At 52.2% G+C, this 18,427-nt stretch carries 13 protein-coding genes and 1 tRNA gene; 8 read left to right on the plus strand and 6 right to left on the minus strand.

The features are described from left to right. Positions 1-24 precede the first annotated feature (24 nt). A complete protein-coding gene (locus NYE74_RS26860) occupies positions 25-2,823 on the plus strand; it encodes a glycosyl hydrolase 2 galactose-binding domain-containing protein (protein WP_341005333.1) in 2,799 nt (932 codons plus the stop codon). Positions 2,824-2,826: 3 nt separating this feature from the next. Here the strand turns inward: NYE74_RS26860 and NYE74_RS26865 are convergent, their stop codons facing one another. The 5 genes from NYE74_RS26865 to NYE74_RS26885 all read right to left on the minus strand — a co-directional run bounded on the left by NYE74_RS26865 (position 2,827) and on the right by NYE74_RS26885 (position 10,759). Beyond that, positions 2,827-3,894, minus strand: coding sequence for a hypothetical protein (locus NYE74_RS26865; protein ID WP_341005334.1), 1,068 nt, complete (start codon positions 3,892-3,894; stop codon positions 2,827-2,829). Between the two features lie 137 nt (positions 3,895-4,031). Further along, positions 4,032-6,050, minus strand: a complete 2,019-nt coding sequence (locus NYE74_RS26870; RefSeq protein ID WP_124332777.1) for a Na+/H+ antiporter — start codon at positions 6,048-6,050, stop codon at positions 4,032-4,034. Between the two features lie 145 nt (positions 6,051-6,195). Then, positions 6,196-6,720 carry an anaerobic ribonucleoside-triphosphate reductase activating protein gene (nrdG, locus tag NYE74_RS26875; RefSeq protein WP_036626440.1) on the minus strand — a complete coding sequence of 175 codons (525 nt, stop codon included), beginning with the start codon at positions 6,718-6,720 and terminating at the stop codon, positions 6,196-6,198. Continuing rightward, a complete protein-coding gene (locus NYE74_RS26880) occupies positions 6,717-8,702 on the minus strand; it encodes an anaerobic ribonucleoside triphosphate reductase (protein WP_036626439.1) in 1,986 nt (661 codons plus the stop codon). The genes nrdG and NYE74_RS26880 overlap by 4 nt, the downstream gene beginning before the upstream one ends. A gap of 860 nt (positions 8,703-9,562) precedes the next feature. Further along, a complete protein-coding gene (locus tag NYE74_RS26885; protein WP_240752336.1) occupies positions 9,563-10,759 on the minus strand; it encodes an IS4 family transposase in 1,197 nt (398 codons plus the stop codon). A gap of 254 nt (positions 10,760-11,013) precedes the next feature. On the opposite strand from NYE74_RS26885, the gene NYE74_RS26890 reads away from it, so the two are divergent. From NYE74_RS26890 to NYE74_RS26900, 3 genes are all read left to right on the plus strand, one after another. After that, positions 11,014-11,313 carry an MTH1187 family thiamine-binding protein gene (locus NYE74_RS26890; protein WP_036626438.1) on the plus strand — a complete coding sequence of 100 codons (300 nt, stop codon included), beginning with the start codon at positions 11,014-11,016 and terminating at the stop codon, positions 11,311-11,313. A gap of 193 nt (positions 11,314-11,506) precedes the next feature. After that, positions 11,507-11,579: transfer RNA gene (locus NYE74_RS26895), tRNA-Thr, on the plus strand. Positions 11,580-11,722: 143 nt separating this feature from the next. Next, on the plus strand, positions 11,723-12,091 hold the full coding sequence (locus tag NYE74_RS26900; protein ID WP_124332776.1) for a DUF1330 domain-containing protein: 369 nt from the start codon (positions 11,723-11,725) through the stop codon (positions 12,089-12,091). Positions 12,092-12,460: 369 nt separating this feature from the next. Here NYE74_RS26900 and NYE74_RS26905 read toward each other — a convergent pair whose 3' ends face one another. Then, positions 12,461-13,369: a LysR family transcriptional regulator gene (locus NYE74_RS26905; protein ID WP_341005335.1), complete on the minus strand. Its 909-nt coding sequence runs from the start codon at positions 13,367-13,369 to the stop codon at positions 12,461-12,463. Positions 13,370-13,511: 142 nt separating this feature from the next. On the opposite strand from NYE74_RS26905, the gene NYE74_RS26910 reads away from it, so the two are divergent. The 4 genes from NYE74_RS26910 (at position 13,512) to NYE74_RS26925 (ending at position 18,407) form a co-directional block, all read left to right on the plus strand. After that, positions 13,512-14,531 (plus strand): alpha/beta fold hydrolase, encoded by a 1,020-nt coding sequence (locus NYE74_RS26910; protein WP_341005336.1) that lies wholly within the window; start codon positions 13,512-13,514, stop codon positions 14,529-14,531. 239 nt (positions 14,532-14,770) lie between these two features. Next, positions 14,771-15,307, plus strand: a complete 537-nt coding sequence (locus tag NYE74_RS26915) for an RNA polymerase sigma factor (protein WP_240752353.1) — start codon at positions 14,771-14,773, stop codon at positions 15,305-15,307. Beyond that, complete coding sequence (locus NYE74_RS26920; protein ID WP_341005337.1) at positions 15,294-16,946, plus strand: DUF4179 domain-containing protein; 1,653 nt, start codon at positions 15,294-15,296, stop codon at positions 16,944-16,946. Before NYE74_RS26915 ends, NYE74_RS26920 begins: the two co-directional genes overlap by 14 nt. A 642-nt stretch (positions 16,947-17,588) precedes the next feature. Beyond that, positions 17,589-18,407 (plus strand): DUF2935 domain-containing protein, encoded by an 819-nt coding sequence (locus NYE74_RS26925; RefSeq protein ID WP_036626429.1) that lies wholly within the window; start codon positions 17,589-17,591, stop codon positions 18,405-18,407. Positions 18,408-18,427 lie beyond the last annotated feature (20 nt).

Raw genomic sequence — 18,427 nt, forward strand, 5'->3', positions numbered from 1 at the left:
TTTTTCGGGAAGTAGGGAAGCAGCATGGAATTGTCGGGTCCTTGGAAACTGCAGCATTTTGAAGTAGGGGAAAAGCCTGCCCATGAACTGGCCGCGCTGGGGTTGGACGACCGCTTTTGGATCGGCGCCGCCGTACCGGGGGACGTGCATTCGGCGCTGCTGGAACGGAGCATCATCGATCCTCCGTATTTCGGGCATAACGATGCCAAATGCCGTTGGATCGAGCACAAGGAATGGTGGTACCGCACACCGTTTACATTGGACGCCGCGCCGGGGCAAGGGGAGCGAATCGAGCTTAAGTTCGAGGGGCTGGATACGTTTGCGGCGGTTTACGTCAACGGGCATGAAATCGGCAGGACGGCTAACATGTTCCGGGAGTATGTTTTCGATGTGACGCGGATTGTGCGCGAGGGCTGGAACGTGCTGGCCGTCAGGTTCGATCCGCTGCATCTGCATCACCGGGATAAGGAGCAGCTCGAGTGGTCCTCCTATACGAAAGAACGGCCCTGGATCCGCAAGGCGGCGATGAATTTCGGCTGGGACTGGGGACCGAGAATCGTGACCGCGGGCATCTGGGGCAAGGTGCGCCTCACGCGCCGCAAGCTGGCCAAGCTGACCGGCGTGTACGCCCGCACGCGGTCCGTGGAGTCCGGGGAAGCGGTGCTTCATTTTAGCGCGGAGGCTGAGGCTTTCCGGAAGGGGACACAGGCCGAGGTCGTGGTCCGCTTGCTGGATGCCGAAGGGCTGGAGGCGGCATGCGCCGTCCTGGCGGTCCTTGGGGACCGCCGGGCGGGACAAGGCGGCGCTGCCGAAGGCGCAGGTAGTTTCGTTGGTGAAGGTGATGACGGCGGTAGGGGCGTAAGCAGCACGGGCAGCGATGGCGGGGCAGGCAACACAAGCGGCGCAGGCAGCGGCGACGGCGGCTTGAGATGCGCCGGTGATAGCGGGGGCGAGAGCAGCCTGGGAAGCGCCGGTGCTAACAGCGGCGGGACCGGCAGCGGAACCGCCCACATCCATGGGGCCGGCAGAGCTTTTGGCCGGGCCGACACCGAGCTGCGGGTCCGCGCTCCCCGGCTGTGGTGGACGCATGATTTGGGCGAGCCGTACTTGTACACGCTGGAGGTCGTGCTGCGCGCCGAAGGCGAGGAAGTCGACCGCTACATCCAGCCATTTGGCATCCGCACGTTGGAGCTTGCCCTACGTAACGACGATGGCAGCAATGCGTTTGCTTTTATCCTTAACGGGGTTAAGGTTTATGCCAAAGGCGCCAACTGGATCCCGGCCGACAACCTGATCGGCTCGATCCCGGCGTCCACCTACCGCGGGCTGATCGATCTAGCGGTAGAAGGAAATATGAACATGCTGCGCGTCTGGGCGGGAGGCATTTACGAAAAAGATGTCTTTTACGACGAATGCGACCGGCAGGGCGTGCTGGTGTGGCAGGATTTTGCCTTCGCCAACGCGTTGTTCCCCGATTTCAACCAGGACTTTATGGACAACGTGCGGCACGAAGTCATCGATAACGTCAAAAGATTGCGCAACCGCGCGTCCCTCGCGCTCTGGTGCGGCAACAATGAAATCGACTGGCTGTATGACATGAAAAGCGCCGCCGGGGACATAACCGGGCCCTTCTTCGGGGAGCGCATTTATCATGAGCTGATTCCGGAGGTGCTGGCTGAGCTGGACCCGGCCCGCCCGTATTGGCCTTCTTCGCCTTACGGGGCAAGCGGCGGTTACGACGCCAACGATCCGCACACCGGAGACCGCCATAACTGGCAGGTGTGGCACGGTTCGGTGTATCCGCGGATGCAGGGGGAGAAGCCGCGGCTCGATTACAGCGTCGAGGGCGTAACGTTCAAAAAATACAAGCAGGATTTCGCCTTGTTCAGCAGCGAATTCGGCATGCATGCCGCGGCGAACCGCTACACGCTGGAAAAAAACATCCCCGCCGGCCAGTTTGTCTGGGGGAGCGCGGAGATGGCTTACCGCAACAAGGATACGAACCACCGCAAAGGCATTTTGCTGATGGAAGGCTATACCGGGATTCCCCGCGATATCGAGGAATACATGGATTTTTCGATGCTGACTCAGGCCGAGGGGTTGAAGTACGGGATCGAGCATTTCCGGCGGAACCGACACCGCAATAGCGGCGCGCTCGTCTGGCAGCTGAACGACAGTTGGCCGGGCACGAGCTGGTCGATGATCGATTACGAACTGCTGCCGAAGGCTTCTTTTTATTATGCCAAAACGTTTTATAACCCCGTGCTGCTTTCATTGGAGCATGAGCCGGGCGAACCGCTGAAGGTGTGGGTGGTCAATGACACGCTGGAGCCGCTGCGGGGAACGGTGGAGCTGACGGTGCACGCCTTGAGCGGCGGGGGCGTCTTGTCCCGGGCCGCTTTTGCGGCGGACATTCCGCCGCAATCCACGGTGCGGATCGGCGCGCTGGAGGAAGCGGCCGCCTTGCGCGGAGCCGCTCCGGAAGAGGTCGCGGCGGTGCTGACCGCCTCCGGTTTTGCCGCCCCGGCGAACCGCTACTACTTGCGCGACCCGAAGGATTTGCGCCTGCCGGAAACGCGGCTGGACGTGCGGGTGGACGAGGCGGCGCAAACGGCGACGGTAACCGCGGCGGGGCCGGGGGCCGCGCGGTTCGTGAAGCTGGAGCTGCCGCTGGGCCGCGTCCGCTATAGCGACAACTACTTTGACCTGCTTCCCGGGGAAAGCCGGACGGTGCACATAAGCCATCCGAAAGGGCAGCTGCTGCCATGGGCAAAGCTGCGGGTTTCCGCTTTGAACGGCAAACGCGGCACCTGCGGGATCTAAGGCTTAATCCGCATCTCCGGCGAGAACGCGGTCGCGGTATTGTTTTACCGCGGGGATATCGGTTTGCATGCCTTTTTCTTTGGTGAACACCTGCCAATCCGTACTTTTCAGCACGTTCAGAAAGCCTTGCACGGCTGCGGCCGTTTTTGTGCCCGGGTACGTTTTGACCGTGTGTTCGTAACTGGCTTTGACTTCGTCGGTTAACTTGAAGGTGTCGAAATCGAAAATCGGCGTATTGTCCAGCCCGTAAAGATAGGTGGTCAGATAGCGGGTATAAAACAGCTTTTTAGCTTGCTCGGCCTCAGGCGTACCTGCATACTGCGTAAAATATTGTTCGGCGGCGGCGGTCCGCTTGGCCAATTCATCCCAAGTGATGACGAGCCCGCCGTCGCTGGCCATTTTGGCGTCCGAATCCAGGGCGAGCAGCGCGATAAAGTCCTGCATTTTTTCGCTTAGCGCCGAATTGTATTTTTTAAGCGCTCCGTAGTCGACCACGGGAAACACCGTGCCTTCGGCCGTTTCCAGCTTGTAGCCGCCGGCCAGGGCGCCCAGGACGGTTTGGCGGACGGCAGCGTCTTTGATCTGCTTCAGCTGTTCGTCCGAAATGGGCCAGCCAAGTTCGCCGAGCGCCTGGAGGACGGCTTCTTCGGCGAATTTATCCTGCGTTTTGAGCAGGTCTTCCCCGTAAAAAGCGAGCAGTTTCTGCATCAGCCGGTCGGCGTCGTCCTGGGGCAGGGCGGCCAAATGCTCATCGAAAAAGGCCAAATAGTCCTTGGCCTCGGATTGGCCGGCTTGCAGACGCTCAAACTGTTCAAGGATGCGGTTTTGTTCGGAGCCGGATGCCGCCGCAGCGCCACTTCCGCCACCATTTCCGCCACCATTTCCGCCGCCGTTTTCGCTTCCGTTAGCGTTGTTTGCTTGTCCCTGCCCCGGCGCGTTTTGCTCTGTACCGGTTTGCCCGGGTCCCGGGCCGGCAGCCCCTTTTTTATCGGCGCACCCCGTTAATAAAGCTCCCGCCAACATCGCGGTTACCGACAGTGACAGCATGATTTTTACAGCCCATTGCGGCATTTGCAGGTACACTTCCTTCCGTAATATATCTTGTTTACTTGACGAACGAGCGGGAGAAAAGGTTCCTTACGCTGAAAAAAAGGGCCGCTCCAAAGGTTGGTAAGGCCAACCGGAACGCCCCTTGTTTGCCATTCTTTTTATTCCGCGTGTTCGATCAGCGTGACGCTTTCGACCTGGTTGACCATTCTTCTGAGCTCCCTGGCCTGTTCCCAATTGATGCTGCCGGCTTCGTACATGTTGTGGATTTCCGCGCGTTCGGCATCCATCACCTGGATCCGCAGTTCTTCTTTTTGCGCTTCCATCTGTTCGCTGAATTGCGGCCCTGGACCGGTCAATTGGGCGATGACCCGCTTGTACTGGAGAATCACTCTTTGCAGGGCGGGGTCCTGTTCGTTTTCCCGGGTTAGGCCCTTCAAGTACTCAAGCGCCGCTTGCAGCGCCTCAACCTGGATTTTCTGGCCGGGGTGAAGCCCGGCGAACTGCCGGTATTTGCGGGTGGCCCGCCGCCAGTCGCGGACGGCGCTGCCGATCAGGAACGAAATCCGGGCGCGGGCGGTTCTGCAGAGCCCTTCTTCGCGAAGGTCCAGCGCCTTCTCGAAAGTTTCGAACATTTCTTTGCTCATTCCGCCGCTTTGCATCGTTTCGTGAATGTAATTCCGCTCGGCTTTTAACGCCCCAAGCTGGATTTCGGTCATTCTCCCCAAAGCTTCCGACCGCTCCAGCCTGTGAGCGTCCTGCTGAAGATACATGGGGCGGAACAGCATTTTGTATTCGTCCATTAATTGATAGGCGGCGGTTTTATTGTAATCGTTCATTTCGGCCTTGATCTTCTGCAGCGCGACCCGCAGCAGCCGGCTTCGGGCTTCGGCCATATCGATGTACTCGCCCGTTTCTTCGCCCTCGGCCGCCCCTTTGCTGAATAGCGGCAGCAAGAGGGTGGCCGCGATCAGGGTGAATAAAATCACGCCCGCGGCCAAAAACAGGATGAGCGACCGTTCGGGAAAAGCCTGTCCGCTGGCGACCACGTACGGAATGGACAACACCCCGGCCATCGTAACGGCGCCGCGAACGCCCGTCAGACTAACCAGGAGGCTGTTTTTAACGGAAGGCTTGGGGGTTTCCTGCGACTTGGAGACTTTGTAATCGTACAGCGAGAAGAAATAAGACCAGACAAAACGAATCGCCAATATGGCAATCCCGATGGCCAAAACGTAGCCGATCGCCTGCGTATTGCCGATGTTGGGATTTTCCACCGTGGCGCGCATGGACGAGGGGATGATCAGCCCCAGCAGCAGGAAGACGACCCCGTTCAGGATGAACAGCACGGTTTGCCATATATTTTCCGTCAAGACCTGCTCCTCGGCGAGCAGCGTTTCCGTTCGTTCCCGCAGCAGGGAATGGACGATGCCGCCCACGACGACCGCAATGACGCCGGAAGCGTGCAGGAGGTTTTCGGTGACGATAAAAATAAGAAACGGAGTCAGAATCTGCAGCAGCGAATGCAGGGTGGCGTCCTGAATGCCCTGTTTGCGGAGCGAAAACCGCAGCCAGGTCATGACCAGGCTGAGCACGAGGCCCAAAACGGCCCCGAGGATAAACATGTATGTAAAGTCGTAAACGGCTTCCCTTAGCGAAAAATAGCCGGTTACGACCGCCGCGACCGCATAGTTGAAGGCAACCAGACCGGAAGCGTCGTTGATCAGCGACTCGCCGCGGACAAGATTCAGCACTTTGTCCGGAATATGAATCCGCTTGGCGATCCCGTTTACGGCGACGGGGTCGGTCGGCGACAGAATCGCGGCCAGCGCGAAGGCGGCGACGAGCGGGATTTCCGGAATGATCGCGTGGATGAAATAACCGCCGCCGATTGTGGTCAGCAGAACGAGGACGATGGCGTTGCCGAAAATGGGCCCCTTCATTTTCCACAGCTCTTCGCGGGGGAAGTGCCTTCCGTCGTTGTACAGCAGCGGGGCTACGAACAACAGCAAAAACCATTCCGTTTCGATCTCCAGATGAATCCCGTTGAACGCCAGCGCGATGGCGATGCCAAACACGATTTGGGTGAGCGCGGTGGGGATAAACGGAATGTAGTGGCTGATGATGTTGGAAACGACTAGACAGATAAGCAGTAAAATAACCGTAATCAACAAATCCATGTATCAAACTTCCTTCCCGAACGGATTGCATTGCAAGTCGACATTATTCTATTATATCCCACTTTTTAAACTGAAGATTAACAAGCGCTTGGGGAGGCGTTCGAAAAAAAAGAGCGCAGCCATCTGCGCTCTTCGAGGATTATATTTATCGCATGAACGGGAGGCTTGGCTCCCAAAGAACCGCTTGTCCGCTGTCCAGGCTTCGCCGGATATCGATCAGCCGTTGGTTCGAGCTGCCGCAATAGAGCAGGGCAGGGTCGCGAAGCTCTTGGACGAAACGCCCGTCCACCAGCACCTCGCAGCGCCGCAGCAGCTCATATTCGGGGGAACCGGGATGCTCTGTCAATTCCTCATACGTATACCCGCTGTAAATCCAAATCGAAATCGGCCCGGTCTCCGCCACAAGCCGGTCGATAAACCCGCTGACCTCGGCGGCGGAGAAAAAGGGGTCTCCGCCGAGGATCGTTAGACCGCTCAGCAGGGGATTATTTTTAATGTCATGAATGATTTCCGCTTCCCGCTCTGGCGTAAACGGCTCGCCGTAATTGAAATTCCACGTCTCCGGGCTGAAGCAGCCCTTGCAGTAATGGCGGCAGCCGCTGATGAAGATTGCGGCCCGCAGGCCTTCGCCTTCATTGATGGATTCCGGGTAGTAGCCGCAAATATTCATGCGTCGTGTTTGACCCGGTCGCGGACTTCCGCTTGTTTGGCGGCGTTGAACCGCGTTTGGTAATCCCCCGTCAGATACCCGGTGACCCGGCGCAGGCGGCGGATGTGCACGTCGTTCTCATGGCTGCCGCAGGAAGGACAGGTCGCCCCGATGATGCCTTCGTAGCCGCAGGCCGAGCAGCGGTCGATCGGATGGTTGATGCTGAAATAGCTGACTTGCTGCTGCAGGGCGTATTGAACGATTTTCAGAAAAGCGGCCTGATTGTTCCGGGCATTGCCGTTAAGTTCGATGTACGAAATGGCTCCCGCGTTGCAAAGCCCGTGGAACTTGGCTTCCAGCTCGATTTTTCTTGCCGCGCTGATGTTGTAATACACCGGGATGTGGAACGAATTGGTGTAGTACTCTCTGTCCGCCACGCCGGGAATCGGACCGTAAACCGCGCGGTCGCGTTTCGTGAATTTTCCGGACAAGCCTTCCGCCGGGGTGGCGAACAACGTGATGTTCAGGTTGTGGATTTCACTTTGGCGGTCGCAGTAATCGCGCATGTAGGCGATGATTTCGTACGCTTTTTGATAGACCGCTTCATCCTCCCCGTGGTGCTTGCCGTACATCGCCTTCATGCATTCCGCCAGCCCGATGAACCCGATCGACAAGCTGCCGTGCTTGAGCAAATCGCCGACAGGGTCCTCCGGTCCAAGCTGTTCGCCGCCTTCCCACACGCCTTCGCGCATCATAAAGTCGGATGCTTTGGCTTTTTGAGCGGCTTGAATTTTGAAACGGTGCAGCAGCCCTTCCAGCGCGATGTCCATATAATGCGTCAGCTCGCGGTAGAAGCCGCGCTCGTCCGCCTCTGTCCGCCGTCCCAGCGCAATGCCGTGCTCGAGGCCCAGCTTGACCAGGTTCAGCGTGTTGAACGACAGGTTGCCTTTGCCGGAAAGATGGTTCCGGCCGAACCGGTCGGCCAGCACCCGGGTGCGGCAGCCCATCGTGGCGAATTCCGTGTCCGGATCGCTCGGATCGTAATGCATCAGGTTGAGCGGGGCGTCCAGATTGGCAAAATTCGGATACAGCCGCTTGGCCGAGCATTCCACCGCTTTCAGGAACAGGCCGTAATTCGGTTCGTCCGGGTTCTGGTTGACGCCTTGTTTGCATTTAAAAATCTGGATCGGGAAAATCGGCGTTTCCCCGCTGCCCAGCCCCCGCATCGTGGCCGTCAGCAGGGAGTTGATCACCATTTGCCCTTCAAGCGATGTGCAGGTGCCGTAGTTGATGCTGGTGAAGGGGATTTGCCCGCCGGCCCGGCTCGACATCGTGTTGAGGTTGTGGATCAGGCTTTCGGCCGCCTGCAGCGTTTCGGTTTCGGTTTCCTTCAGCGCAAATTTAAACGATTTCGGATAACGCTCCTGCAGGTCGCTGCGGCTCATCGAGACGTCCCCATTCCCGGCCAATTCGGCATCGCGGGCGCCTTCTTCGAAATATTCCAGGCCTTTGCGGAAATATTTCTCGAACGATTTGGCCACGTAGGGAGCGAGGTCGAAATCCAGCTTGTTGGCCGATACGCCGCCGTACTGGGAGTTTTGCTGGGATTGGAAAATGATCGCCACCAGCGCCATCGCGGTCATGATCGAATTCGGCGGTCTGACGCTGCCGTTGCCGGTGTTGAAGCCTTCGCGCAGCAGCTTTTCGAACGGGATGAAAATGCAGTTCGTCGTTCCGATCGCATATTGATCAAGATCATGCACGTAGACGATATTGTCTTGAATCGCCTGCACCACCCGTTTGGGCAAGATGAAATGCGTCGCATACCATCTGGCGTACTCGCTGCCGAATTTGCTCATTTTCCCCGAGAAGCTTTCGCCGTTCAAATTCGCGTTCTCGCGCAGCACCTCCAGGTTGCGGCTTTGAATGATTTCCTCGCCCATTTGAATGACTTCATCCAGCATGGTATCCCGGCCGGTGAAGGTTTGGTTTAGCAATGCCATAATCTAAATGCTCCTCCCCAAAAGCTAATTTATTTAACGCTAAGTAAAAAGGCATCTCCAACCTGCCCAGGTTGAACATGCCCGAATGCGCTGCCTAATGAAGACTCTTCTACAACTACAACGGCTGTCGATCCAATAAGGCATATGTAAAAGCTGCATACGGACATCCTGCCTGTTCCTCGCAGGTTTTAGTGGTTCACACTATATTTTGATTCTCTGAAACAAGATTAGCACAATATATTGTGTTTAAAGTGTGACTTGCATCACATGGACAGGCCGGAAGCCGGGACAAAACCGCCGGAGCCCACAGGTGATGCGCGGAGCGGGGAACGAAAAAATTTTTTTAATTTTTTTGGTGGTTCAACCTAGAAATCGGGGCTTGACAGTCGGTTATTGGAACGGCGAACCTACTGACCGACCATTGGCAAACCGGCGGTTACTGGGATGGCAAACCGCTCGTCGGCTAACCATCGGTTACTGGACGGCCGACCGCCAGCCTTCAGAATAACGGAACTTTATGTACTTATTATCCGGGGCTGAGCATGTTCATCCCCATTAGCGGTATTTTTTGTTCTTATTTCCCTATGAACGGTACAGATTGCGGGTATTTTGTTACGGTCCGAGAAAATAGCGACATAAATTGCCTTTATCTCTCTTTCAATAGGGGATAGCGGCGGAATAACGACATTTTTTGCACTAGCGTTGCAAGAACACTAACATCAATTTTCAGCAAAACCCACATTTGGATTATTGAAACTATAAACGGATTTTTTTACAGTCATTTTTTAAGCTTAAGACCAAAAAGTCAAGGTTACCTAATGCGTAGGTCGCGATGTCCCATTAAATGTATATAATGGATATTATTTCTTGAACTTGCTTGGCTTAATTATCCCAACCATTGTGCGCACCGATAACGCTTTGGGACCTGACCCCGGACGTCTCCCCGGACTACTTCGACTGGGTTTCCGATCCAGTTCGGTTCGAAAGGATCGCCATGAACGGTACAAATACTCGCGGAGAATCCGGAGCACTTGCCAGTTTGTTTTTGCCGTTTGGGTGCTGTGCCGGATGTGCTCCACGAGCAAGGCAGTAATTAAAGCCAAGAATAATTGGTTCCAAATAGCCTGTGGTTTATGACTGTGCAGCTTCTTCAATCGCAAATGTTGCTTCAGCCATTTAAAATACAACTCGATGAGCCAGCGATTTTTGTAGATCTGCGCGATTTCTTCAGCGGTCTTATCCCATACCGATGTAAAAATACGATAAGTCCGTTCCTGCTCGTCATAAAACTCCACCAAACGAACGGAATGTTCCATGGATCGGAAGGAACTGCCCACGCAAACCTTGGCGTCCCGCGTGATGTTCGAGCCTTCCGGAACAGGATACTCCTCAATGACGGTGGCAAGCGCGCGATCTCGCATACGGATCACAAACTGGATGTTGTCCTGGACCCATTGATCCATCCGGGCATAATCATCATAACCGCGATCCATCACATAAATCGCATCCGAGGGGACGACCAGTTCAACGGCCCCCGCACGATCCCCTACATTGAGCGAACTGGGGATCATGGCATCAGGAAATAGCTTGTCGGGAGCTGTAACAACGAGGCGCAGATGCATCTTGACGCCGCTACTCTTATTTGACATCTTGGCCCAACTTCCAAGTTGAAGCGGCAGTCGAATGCTGGAAGAATCAATGATGTGCAATTTCCCGCTCTGGCCCTGGTGGCAAGCACGTTGCTGTGTTTGTGATGCCAGATGCTGAAACATCCACTCCAACAGCTCCGTTGGGATCTGATCGAGTTTTCGGGATAATTGCGAGCCGCTGATACTCTCCAACTGTAGAAGCTGCTGAAGTTTCGGCTCAGCACGAAGTGCAATTTCCATTTCACCGTAAGATGACCATTGTTTCAACTGAGCATTGATGAAGAGCATGATCGCTTTCATCGTGGTAAGTTTCTTGGTGTAATGGTCGAAGAGTAAACGTTGATGCACATCGATGGGCAGTAAGGAAATCAGTTGACGAATGACCGTTTTAGCTTTAACGTTATCCATGGATGGTCTCCTTTTGTAGAGAGTTATGGACAACGTACCTACCTCTTTACAATAGGAGATTTTTTATGCTTTTTCCATGAAAAATGATCATAATTACCCATATTTAACTAATATTTGATTATTCGCGTTAGGTTTTATGCAACGCTAGTGCATTTTTTGCCCTTATGTTGTTGAGCCCTTTTTTGTTTGTATTTGCCGGCGGGGAATTGATAAAATAATATAGGAATAAATACAGTAAAGTGAGGGGAACGGAAATGGCGATTGCGGAAGTAACGGTTATTCCGATTGGTACGGGCAGCACCAGCCTCAGCTCCTACGTTGCCGAGCTGCAACGGGTATTGGAGAAGCAGGAAGGCATTAAGTTCACGCTGACGTCGATGAGCACGATCATTGAAGGAGCGCTGGACGACGTATTCGCGGCGATCCGGGCGATTCATGAAGCGCCGTTCCAGGCGGGCGCCGGCCGGGTGTCGACCTCAATCAAGATCGACGACCGCCGCGACAAAGCGAGTTCGTCCGAGCAGAAGCTCCAATCCGTGAGGGAGAAGCTGTAGTGCAAGCGGCTTGGTTGTGGCAGCACCACGTGTGTGGTAGGACCACGTGGTTGTGCCGTTGCGCGGCACGCAATGTGCGCCGGAAGCACCACAAATTCCGGGCAAAACGGGTTTGCGTAAAATTTCCAAACTTTAGGGCTTGCATTTTTTTTAAAACGCGGTATAATAATTTTTGTTCGCTAAAAGTGAACTTGCTGGTGTAGCTCAGCTGGTAGAGCAACGCATTCGTAATGCGTAGGTCGGGGGTTCGAATCCCTTCACCAGCATCTCCATAATGTAAAGCACGGCGCGGCTTCCGAGGTTTTCGGGGGACGTGCTTTTTTTCGTAAAAAGCGAAACTTCCACCATTTTTCTACCCTTAATTGCTTTAAAACGTTAATCGTTAAATTATTGCAGGTTATATTTTAGAATGCTATGGAAAATTGCTATTAGCGTACAGTCCATTGAGGAAGTATTTAAACAATATGCCGCTCAGGCAGATACGATTTTGCAGGAGGTTCCAGGCTTCCGCAACTTGTCCCTCGATGATCGGCCCAAAATGCTGGAGGGCACCTGGAAACCGGCTATGATTGTCGTCCATGAATTCCCAGATTACGAAATTGCTCAGAAACTTTACTACTCAGATGCTTACGCCCCCCTGATTAAATTACGCCAATCCGCAACGAAGGCCAACTCCCAACTCTCGCGGAAGCTGCGGGAGCTTGGTCCCGCCGTATTAACGATTCGTAAAAGTGTTCCGTTAGTTGAATCAATTATGAATCCAATCTTAGTTCATTGAGCAAAAAATCGCCTTGCTCAATTTTCACTATTCTTTTCTCTTTTATATAATCCCAGCCGTTGTTTATTGCATATTTAACTAGTCTCGCACAAACACTTGGTTTACATAAGTTAGTGGACCAATTAACTTCCCAAGAAAACAATATTAGGAAGTGCGATGTTTTAGTATTTGATGGATATATTTTAAAACTTAATGAATCATTTGAAGGCGTTTGATCGATGATGCAAATGAATAAGCACTGATCTATTACAATTTTCGTTACTTCCTTCGTGGAAAGCTTCATTAATTATTCTCCTTGGCACATCGCCTGTAGCTGGCCGTATCCAGGTATGCGAAGAACGGTGCCAGCTAGATATTTTTATGAATAGGCTAAACAGTTTTGTTCCCCTCCTCTATAGCGAGAACCTCCCTTGCTGCTTCAATGAAAGACAACATGATGGGTGAAAGCCACTTGTCTTTATGCCATGACATCTGCGTATACACGTGCAAGTCGGGAATTTGCCATGGAAGAGCAACAAGTTTGCCCCGTTCAGCTTCGGCTTCCGCTACGATTTCAGGAAGAAAGGCAATACCGATTCCGGAAATTGCACATTGTTTAATGGCCTCAGCGCTTTGAAACTCTAAATACGTAATACTATCAATGCCCTCTTTCTCAAATGACCGGTCAAACATGGTTCGATAGGGACAACCCTTTTCATTTGTCAGGAACACTTCTCCGTGGAAATCTTCCAGCTGCAGCTCAGTTCGTTTTGCAAGCGGGTGATCCGGAGCAGCGAACAAGCGGAAAGTTTCTTCCACCAACGGTTCCACGGCTAGTCCGCTCGAGCGAATGGGTTCGTCCAACATAAAGACAACATCCGCGGTTCCCTCAAAGAGTGTTTGCTTGAGCTCTTGATTTGGAACGGAGCGGAAGATCAAACGAACTCCCGGATGCTGCGAACGAAATCGTTGAAAGACAGTTGGAAGGCGATAGGCGCAAATAACCTCATTGGCGCTTATCGTTAGGGTGCCGCTTAGCACTTCATTGTCATGAACGACGCTGCGAGCTTCGTCCAATTTGTTTAGAACGCCTTGGATATGAGTTAAAAAGCGTTTGCCCGCAGCTGTAAGAACGAGCTGCTTGCCCAAGCGGTCAAAAAGACGAACACCCAGCTCATCCTCCAATGCTTTGATTTGCATCGTGACGTTGGAGGGGACATAGCCCAGCACTTCAGCAGCCCGAGTGAAATTTAAAGTTGATGCAACCGTGGTGAAGGTAATCAATTGGCGTAATTCCATCATATTTGCCTCTTTTGCTTTCAATATTATTGAATACTGCTTTGAATTCTATTCACTTTTATTGAGAGTATCACAGATCTATACTAACAACAAGAAATACATCTAAATGCATGGGTTCATTTTGAAGGGAGCAAACAATACGATGGATTATGAGATTTTTGAATTGGGTGACGTAACCTTGCAATCAGGAGTGACGTTGCCGGGCGCTTTTCTAGCTTATAAGACCTATGGCAGATTAAATGAAAAGAAAGATAATGTCATCGTTTATCCAACGGCTTTTGGCGACACGCATGTTCAGAATGAATGGTTGATTGGAAACGGCATGGCCCTGGATCCGCAAGAATATTTCATTATCGTCCCCAATCTGCTGGGCAACGGATTATCTTCGTCTCCTACGAACACGCCGCCCCCATTCGACCGGGCTCATTTTCCGCAGGTAACCATCTATGACAATGTTCAATTCCAGCATCGGCTGGTGACCGAAAAATTCGGCATTCAAAAGATCGCTCTCGTCGTTGGATGGTCAATGGGAGGCATTCAAGCGTTCCAATGGGGGGCAAGTTATCCGGACATGGTGGAACGAATCGCGCCTTTTGCCGGAGTTGCCAAGACTTGGCCACATACGTTTTTGGTCCTCGATGGGATGAAAGCAGCGCTCATGGCTGCCGCCCGCTTCGATTTAAGCAAGCTAAACCAGTTGACTTCCGCAGACATGCGCGCCGTTGGCCGTGTCTATGCGGGCTGGGGCTTATCGCAGGCCTTTTACAGAGAGGAACTTTATCGTGAACTGGGATTTGACTCATTGGCGGATTTTGTAGCTGGCGTCTGGGAAAATAGCTTTATGAAGATGGATCCTTACAATGTCCTGGCCATGTTATGGACAGGACAACATGCAGATATTAGTGCAAACCCCTCCTATAACGGAGATTTCGATGAAGCGCTGGGTAGCATTAAGGCGCTTGCCTGCGTTATGCCGGGGAGCACGGATCTCTTCTGCACGGCGGACGATAACGAATATGAGGCTAAACTTATGCCTAATGCTGTTTTTAACCCTATTAAGTCGATTTGGGGGCATTTTGCCGGTCGCGGAATCAACAGTGCCGACAATCAATTTATTGATGACAATCTAAAACGCTTGCTCACGCTTAGTACAAACGAATAGATCATCGTTAACATTAGAGTGTGAGTGTCCTGTCAGGAATAGCCAGATTTGCGATTAACACACCTCATCCAAACCGGGAAGAACACTTGCCCCACTATTTAGAGCGGGACGGGTGTTCTTTTGTTATTGTAGAGTAGTTGAATGTTCTTTTCGTTCTTATTGAAAAGTTTTTAAAAAAATGAACCCTTTTCAAGGGTCATCTGTTTATAAGACATAACGCAAAGAAAGGAGTGCAGCAATTGACGGAACGTGAGCTGTTTGATTGCTACAACAAAGACGTCTACCGAACCTGCTACTATATGCTCCGGAACGCGCAGGACGCGGAGGATGTATGCCATGACGTCTTCGTTACCGTGTTTCGGCAGGACTGGCAGCGGATCGAGCATGTACGGGCCTGGATTATGCGCATTACCATGAATCATTGCCTGAACCTGCTTCGAAAAAACCGGACGAAGCGGGAGAAGCAATCCGAGGTGCAGCGGCTGCATGAGCACGCCGTCGCAGCAGCGGTTAAACCTGTGGACGCGGTCGTGCTCGAGAAGGAGGCCTCCGCCGAATGGGAGAAGCTGCTGAAGCAGTTGCCCGATAAGCTGCTGGCGGTCGTGACCCTCCGCTATATTGGCGAACTGTCGATGGCAGAAATCGCTGAAACCCTGCGCATTCCGCAAGGAACCGTGAAATCAAGGCTTCATAAAGCGTTGAAAATGATGCGCAAGAAACTGGAACAGAACCACCCTATATGGTTGAAGGGAGAGGAACGAATTGGAACGTTTTGAAAGCCAGTTAAAAGACCAAATGAAACACGCGGACACGGTGCCTTATCCGGATTTCGAGCGGATGTGGAGCAGCATCCGCCAAGACGAGCTGCGGATGGCCGCCGGAGGGGAAGCGGCAATTCCGCGTCCACGCAGCCGGAAGCGGACCGCCATCGCCGTCTCGTTGTCCGTTGCCCTTATAGCTACGCCAGTATATGCAGCGGTTACGTATGATTGGTCGAACCTTCTATCTTATAGAGCCGGGATTCAGACGGCCCTGGAGCAGGGCCTTGGCCAAACGATCGAACAGTCGGTCACCCAGGACGGCATAACGTTTACGCTGCATACCGCTTTTACCGATGAGAACCGGACCTTCCTCCTGTACAGCCTCGATCCCGGCCCGGCCCGGAAAGGGAAGGCTATCAGCTTCGAAAACATCGGACTTCGCGATGGCGGCGGCCGGGTGATTGAGGGGAACAACAGCTATCATTGGAATGAGGAGCTTAAGGTATATCAAGGGTATTTCGAAACGGATTGGGTGCTCAATGAGCCTCAAGCCGATGTGGAGTTTTTCGTGGAAAACATCCGCTTCGTCGGAGACGGCAGCCAAGCCATCGATTTTCGTCCCGACCGTGCGGAGACCCAGACATTCACCATCCAGAAGGACGGTATCGGCACCGTTACGCTGCAATCCTTCGAGCAAGCCGAGGGGCAGGTGCTGCTGAAGTCCGTTATTTCCTTCACCGACTCGTGGCTTCAGAATAACAGCTGGGTTCGTATTGAAGCCGTCAACGCTAAAGGCGAGCGAATCCGGGAATCTAAGCCCTCCGTATTCGGAACACCTGAAGCCTCTGACGAATATTCGAACCAGCAGATATATTCGGCAGCTGACTTACGGGCCGAAGGAACCTCGTTCCAGCTCAAATATGACCGTACGCTGGGAACGGCCGCTGGAACCTGGAGTCTCCATACCGCCCTCTCAAAGAAGCAACTGGAACGCAGCTCGTTTAAGGACCAGCTGAACATTCCGCTCAAGGAGGTGCCGGGAGGAACAAAAATCGCTGAAATGATCGTTACACCAACCCAGGTTCGGCTTGTGTTGACCCATGAAGAGAAATACGCGGGGGTGCCTTATACGGAATATCAGCTGGATGTTGGGGGCAAGCTTCTCGAGGGCGGACTCTGGCCCGTTTCCAATGAACCGGCCCAAACCGAACTGCGGTTCGAAATGGCCGGCCTTACTCCGGAAGCGTTGGCCAATGAGCCGATAACTCTGATTGCGAAACACCGTGTCGACGAGCACAAGGGCGATAACCAGCCGGTCCGGCTAACCGGCATCTCGACGAAGCGGCAAACCGTGAGCTCCAGCATCGCGGGGTATCCGATCACATGGACCTATTATATGAAGGACGGCAATTTGTATGTAGAATCCCGGAGCAGCGATCCGGCGTTTGGCGGGGTGAATCAGACCTATTATCTCGACGGCGGGGAGCGAAATTACGGGAAGCCTGCTCTCATCCGCATGCTTGGAGACGAGGGGAATGAGAATATAGACGTGTTTGAAAACTTTAAGGAAACCGAGCAGGACATTTACATTTTCATGTATACGACCAATCAGCCGGAGGACGAACTGCGCGTACAGGTCAAGCCGGGGAAGTAGTTATGCAGCCGCTTTGACAATTCGACAGAACCCAGCCGAGATTACAGGGGGTCTCCTAGTCCGGATAAAGCCATTTCCCTGTCCCTATGTTGTTTGAAAGTGCACTTAGTTTTCGGATAGCCGCATAACGGGGCAGCCTCAACCAAAAGGGCGTAATCGATTGTGGAGCCCATCAATTTTCGACACAAAATAGTGAAACAGAGAAATGGATCTGTAGTTGAACGTACAAAAGAAGAGTGGGCTGGATATCGATATAGCCCCACTCTTTTTTGTTATTGTTTATTATTTCCTTTGACCAAAAGTATTGCAAAAATGATTGAGAGTAGAATAATTATGACCAGGCCTATTGGCTGAACAATATTTTCATAAGGTGACGGTATATTGATTTGTCCGAACATTAATTTTTTGGTATATAATAAAAATTTGAAATACTCCCCAGAAAACTAGTGCTATAACTGCCCAATTTTTTACCCTATTGATAATATCACCTTGTTCTTTATTTAACTAAGTTTTGTAAATCTTGATTTGTTAGAAAAAAAGTCCACATTTTTTTATGCCGATATCATATTGGAACAAGCCAATCCCATAAAATCTGTTATTAAGCCAATGTATTATAACCGGATTCTGAATGGAGTGATATTGATGTCGGATCCTTTTGTTATACGTTCATTAGATGAGATACGTTTTTGGTCACGCATTATGAAGGAACATTCCTTCTTCCTTCGCTTAGGTTTTAGGTGCGAGGACACTCAATTAATTGATGAGGCCAATCAATTCCAGGCGATCTTTGAGGATATCGAAAGAAGGGCTCATGCATATCCAGAAAATACTGATCCCCAAACCATCAGACAGTTCAACTCAGAAGTTCACAATGCAGCCACACACATTTGGGCGTTTAAGAGGAAAGTACTCGGGCTGATATTACGGTGCAAACTTCCCGGAGGCAACAACTTTCCTCTGCTTGTAGATCATGTTAGCCGGGAAGCAAGATATTTCAGTAACCGATTAGATGAGCTTAATAACGGAAGGCTTGAACCGTTAGCTGATGCGATTATTGATGAGAATGTATTTTTTCTGAAAATTATGGCCGACCACGCAAAGTTTATAGGTCATTTGCTTGATCCGTCTGAAAGAAAACTGGTAGAGCAAGCAAGAGAGTTTAGCCACGAATTCGACATGCTGATGTATCAGGCTATCGATTTAAGCTCAATGCGCCCTGAGTCGCAAACACATCCGCTTTTGAGTCAATTTGTTGATGAAAATCGCATTTCAGTAAAATCATTGCGTGATTTTAAGAAAACTGCACGTGACTTAATTGAAGAGTGCCGAATAAAAAGCATCATTCATCCTTTGTTAGCGGATCATGTTTTCCGCGAAGCAGAAAGATTCTTGTTTATTCTTGACATGTTTGATCGGTCATTGTCCGGTATGAAGGTAAACAGGAAAGAAATTTTACATTGAAATTGACTGAATAGTGATTA

The organism is Paenibacillus sp. FSL P4-0127 (assembly GCF_038007325.1).
GTDB classification, from domain to species: Bacteria; Bacillota; Bacilli; order Paenibacillales; family Paenibacillaceae; genus Fontibacillus; species Fontibacillus macerans.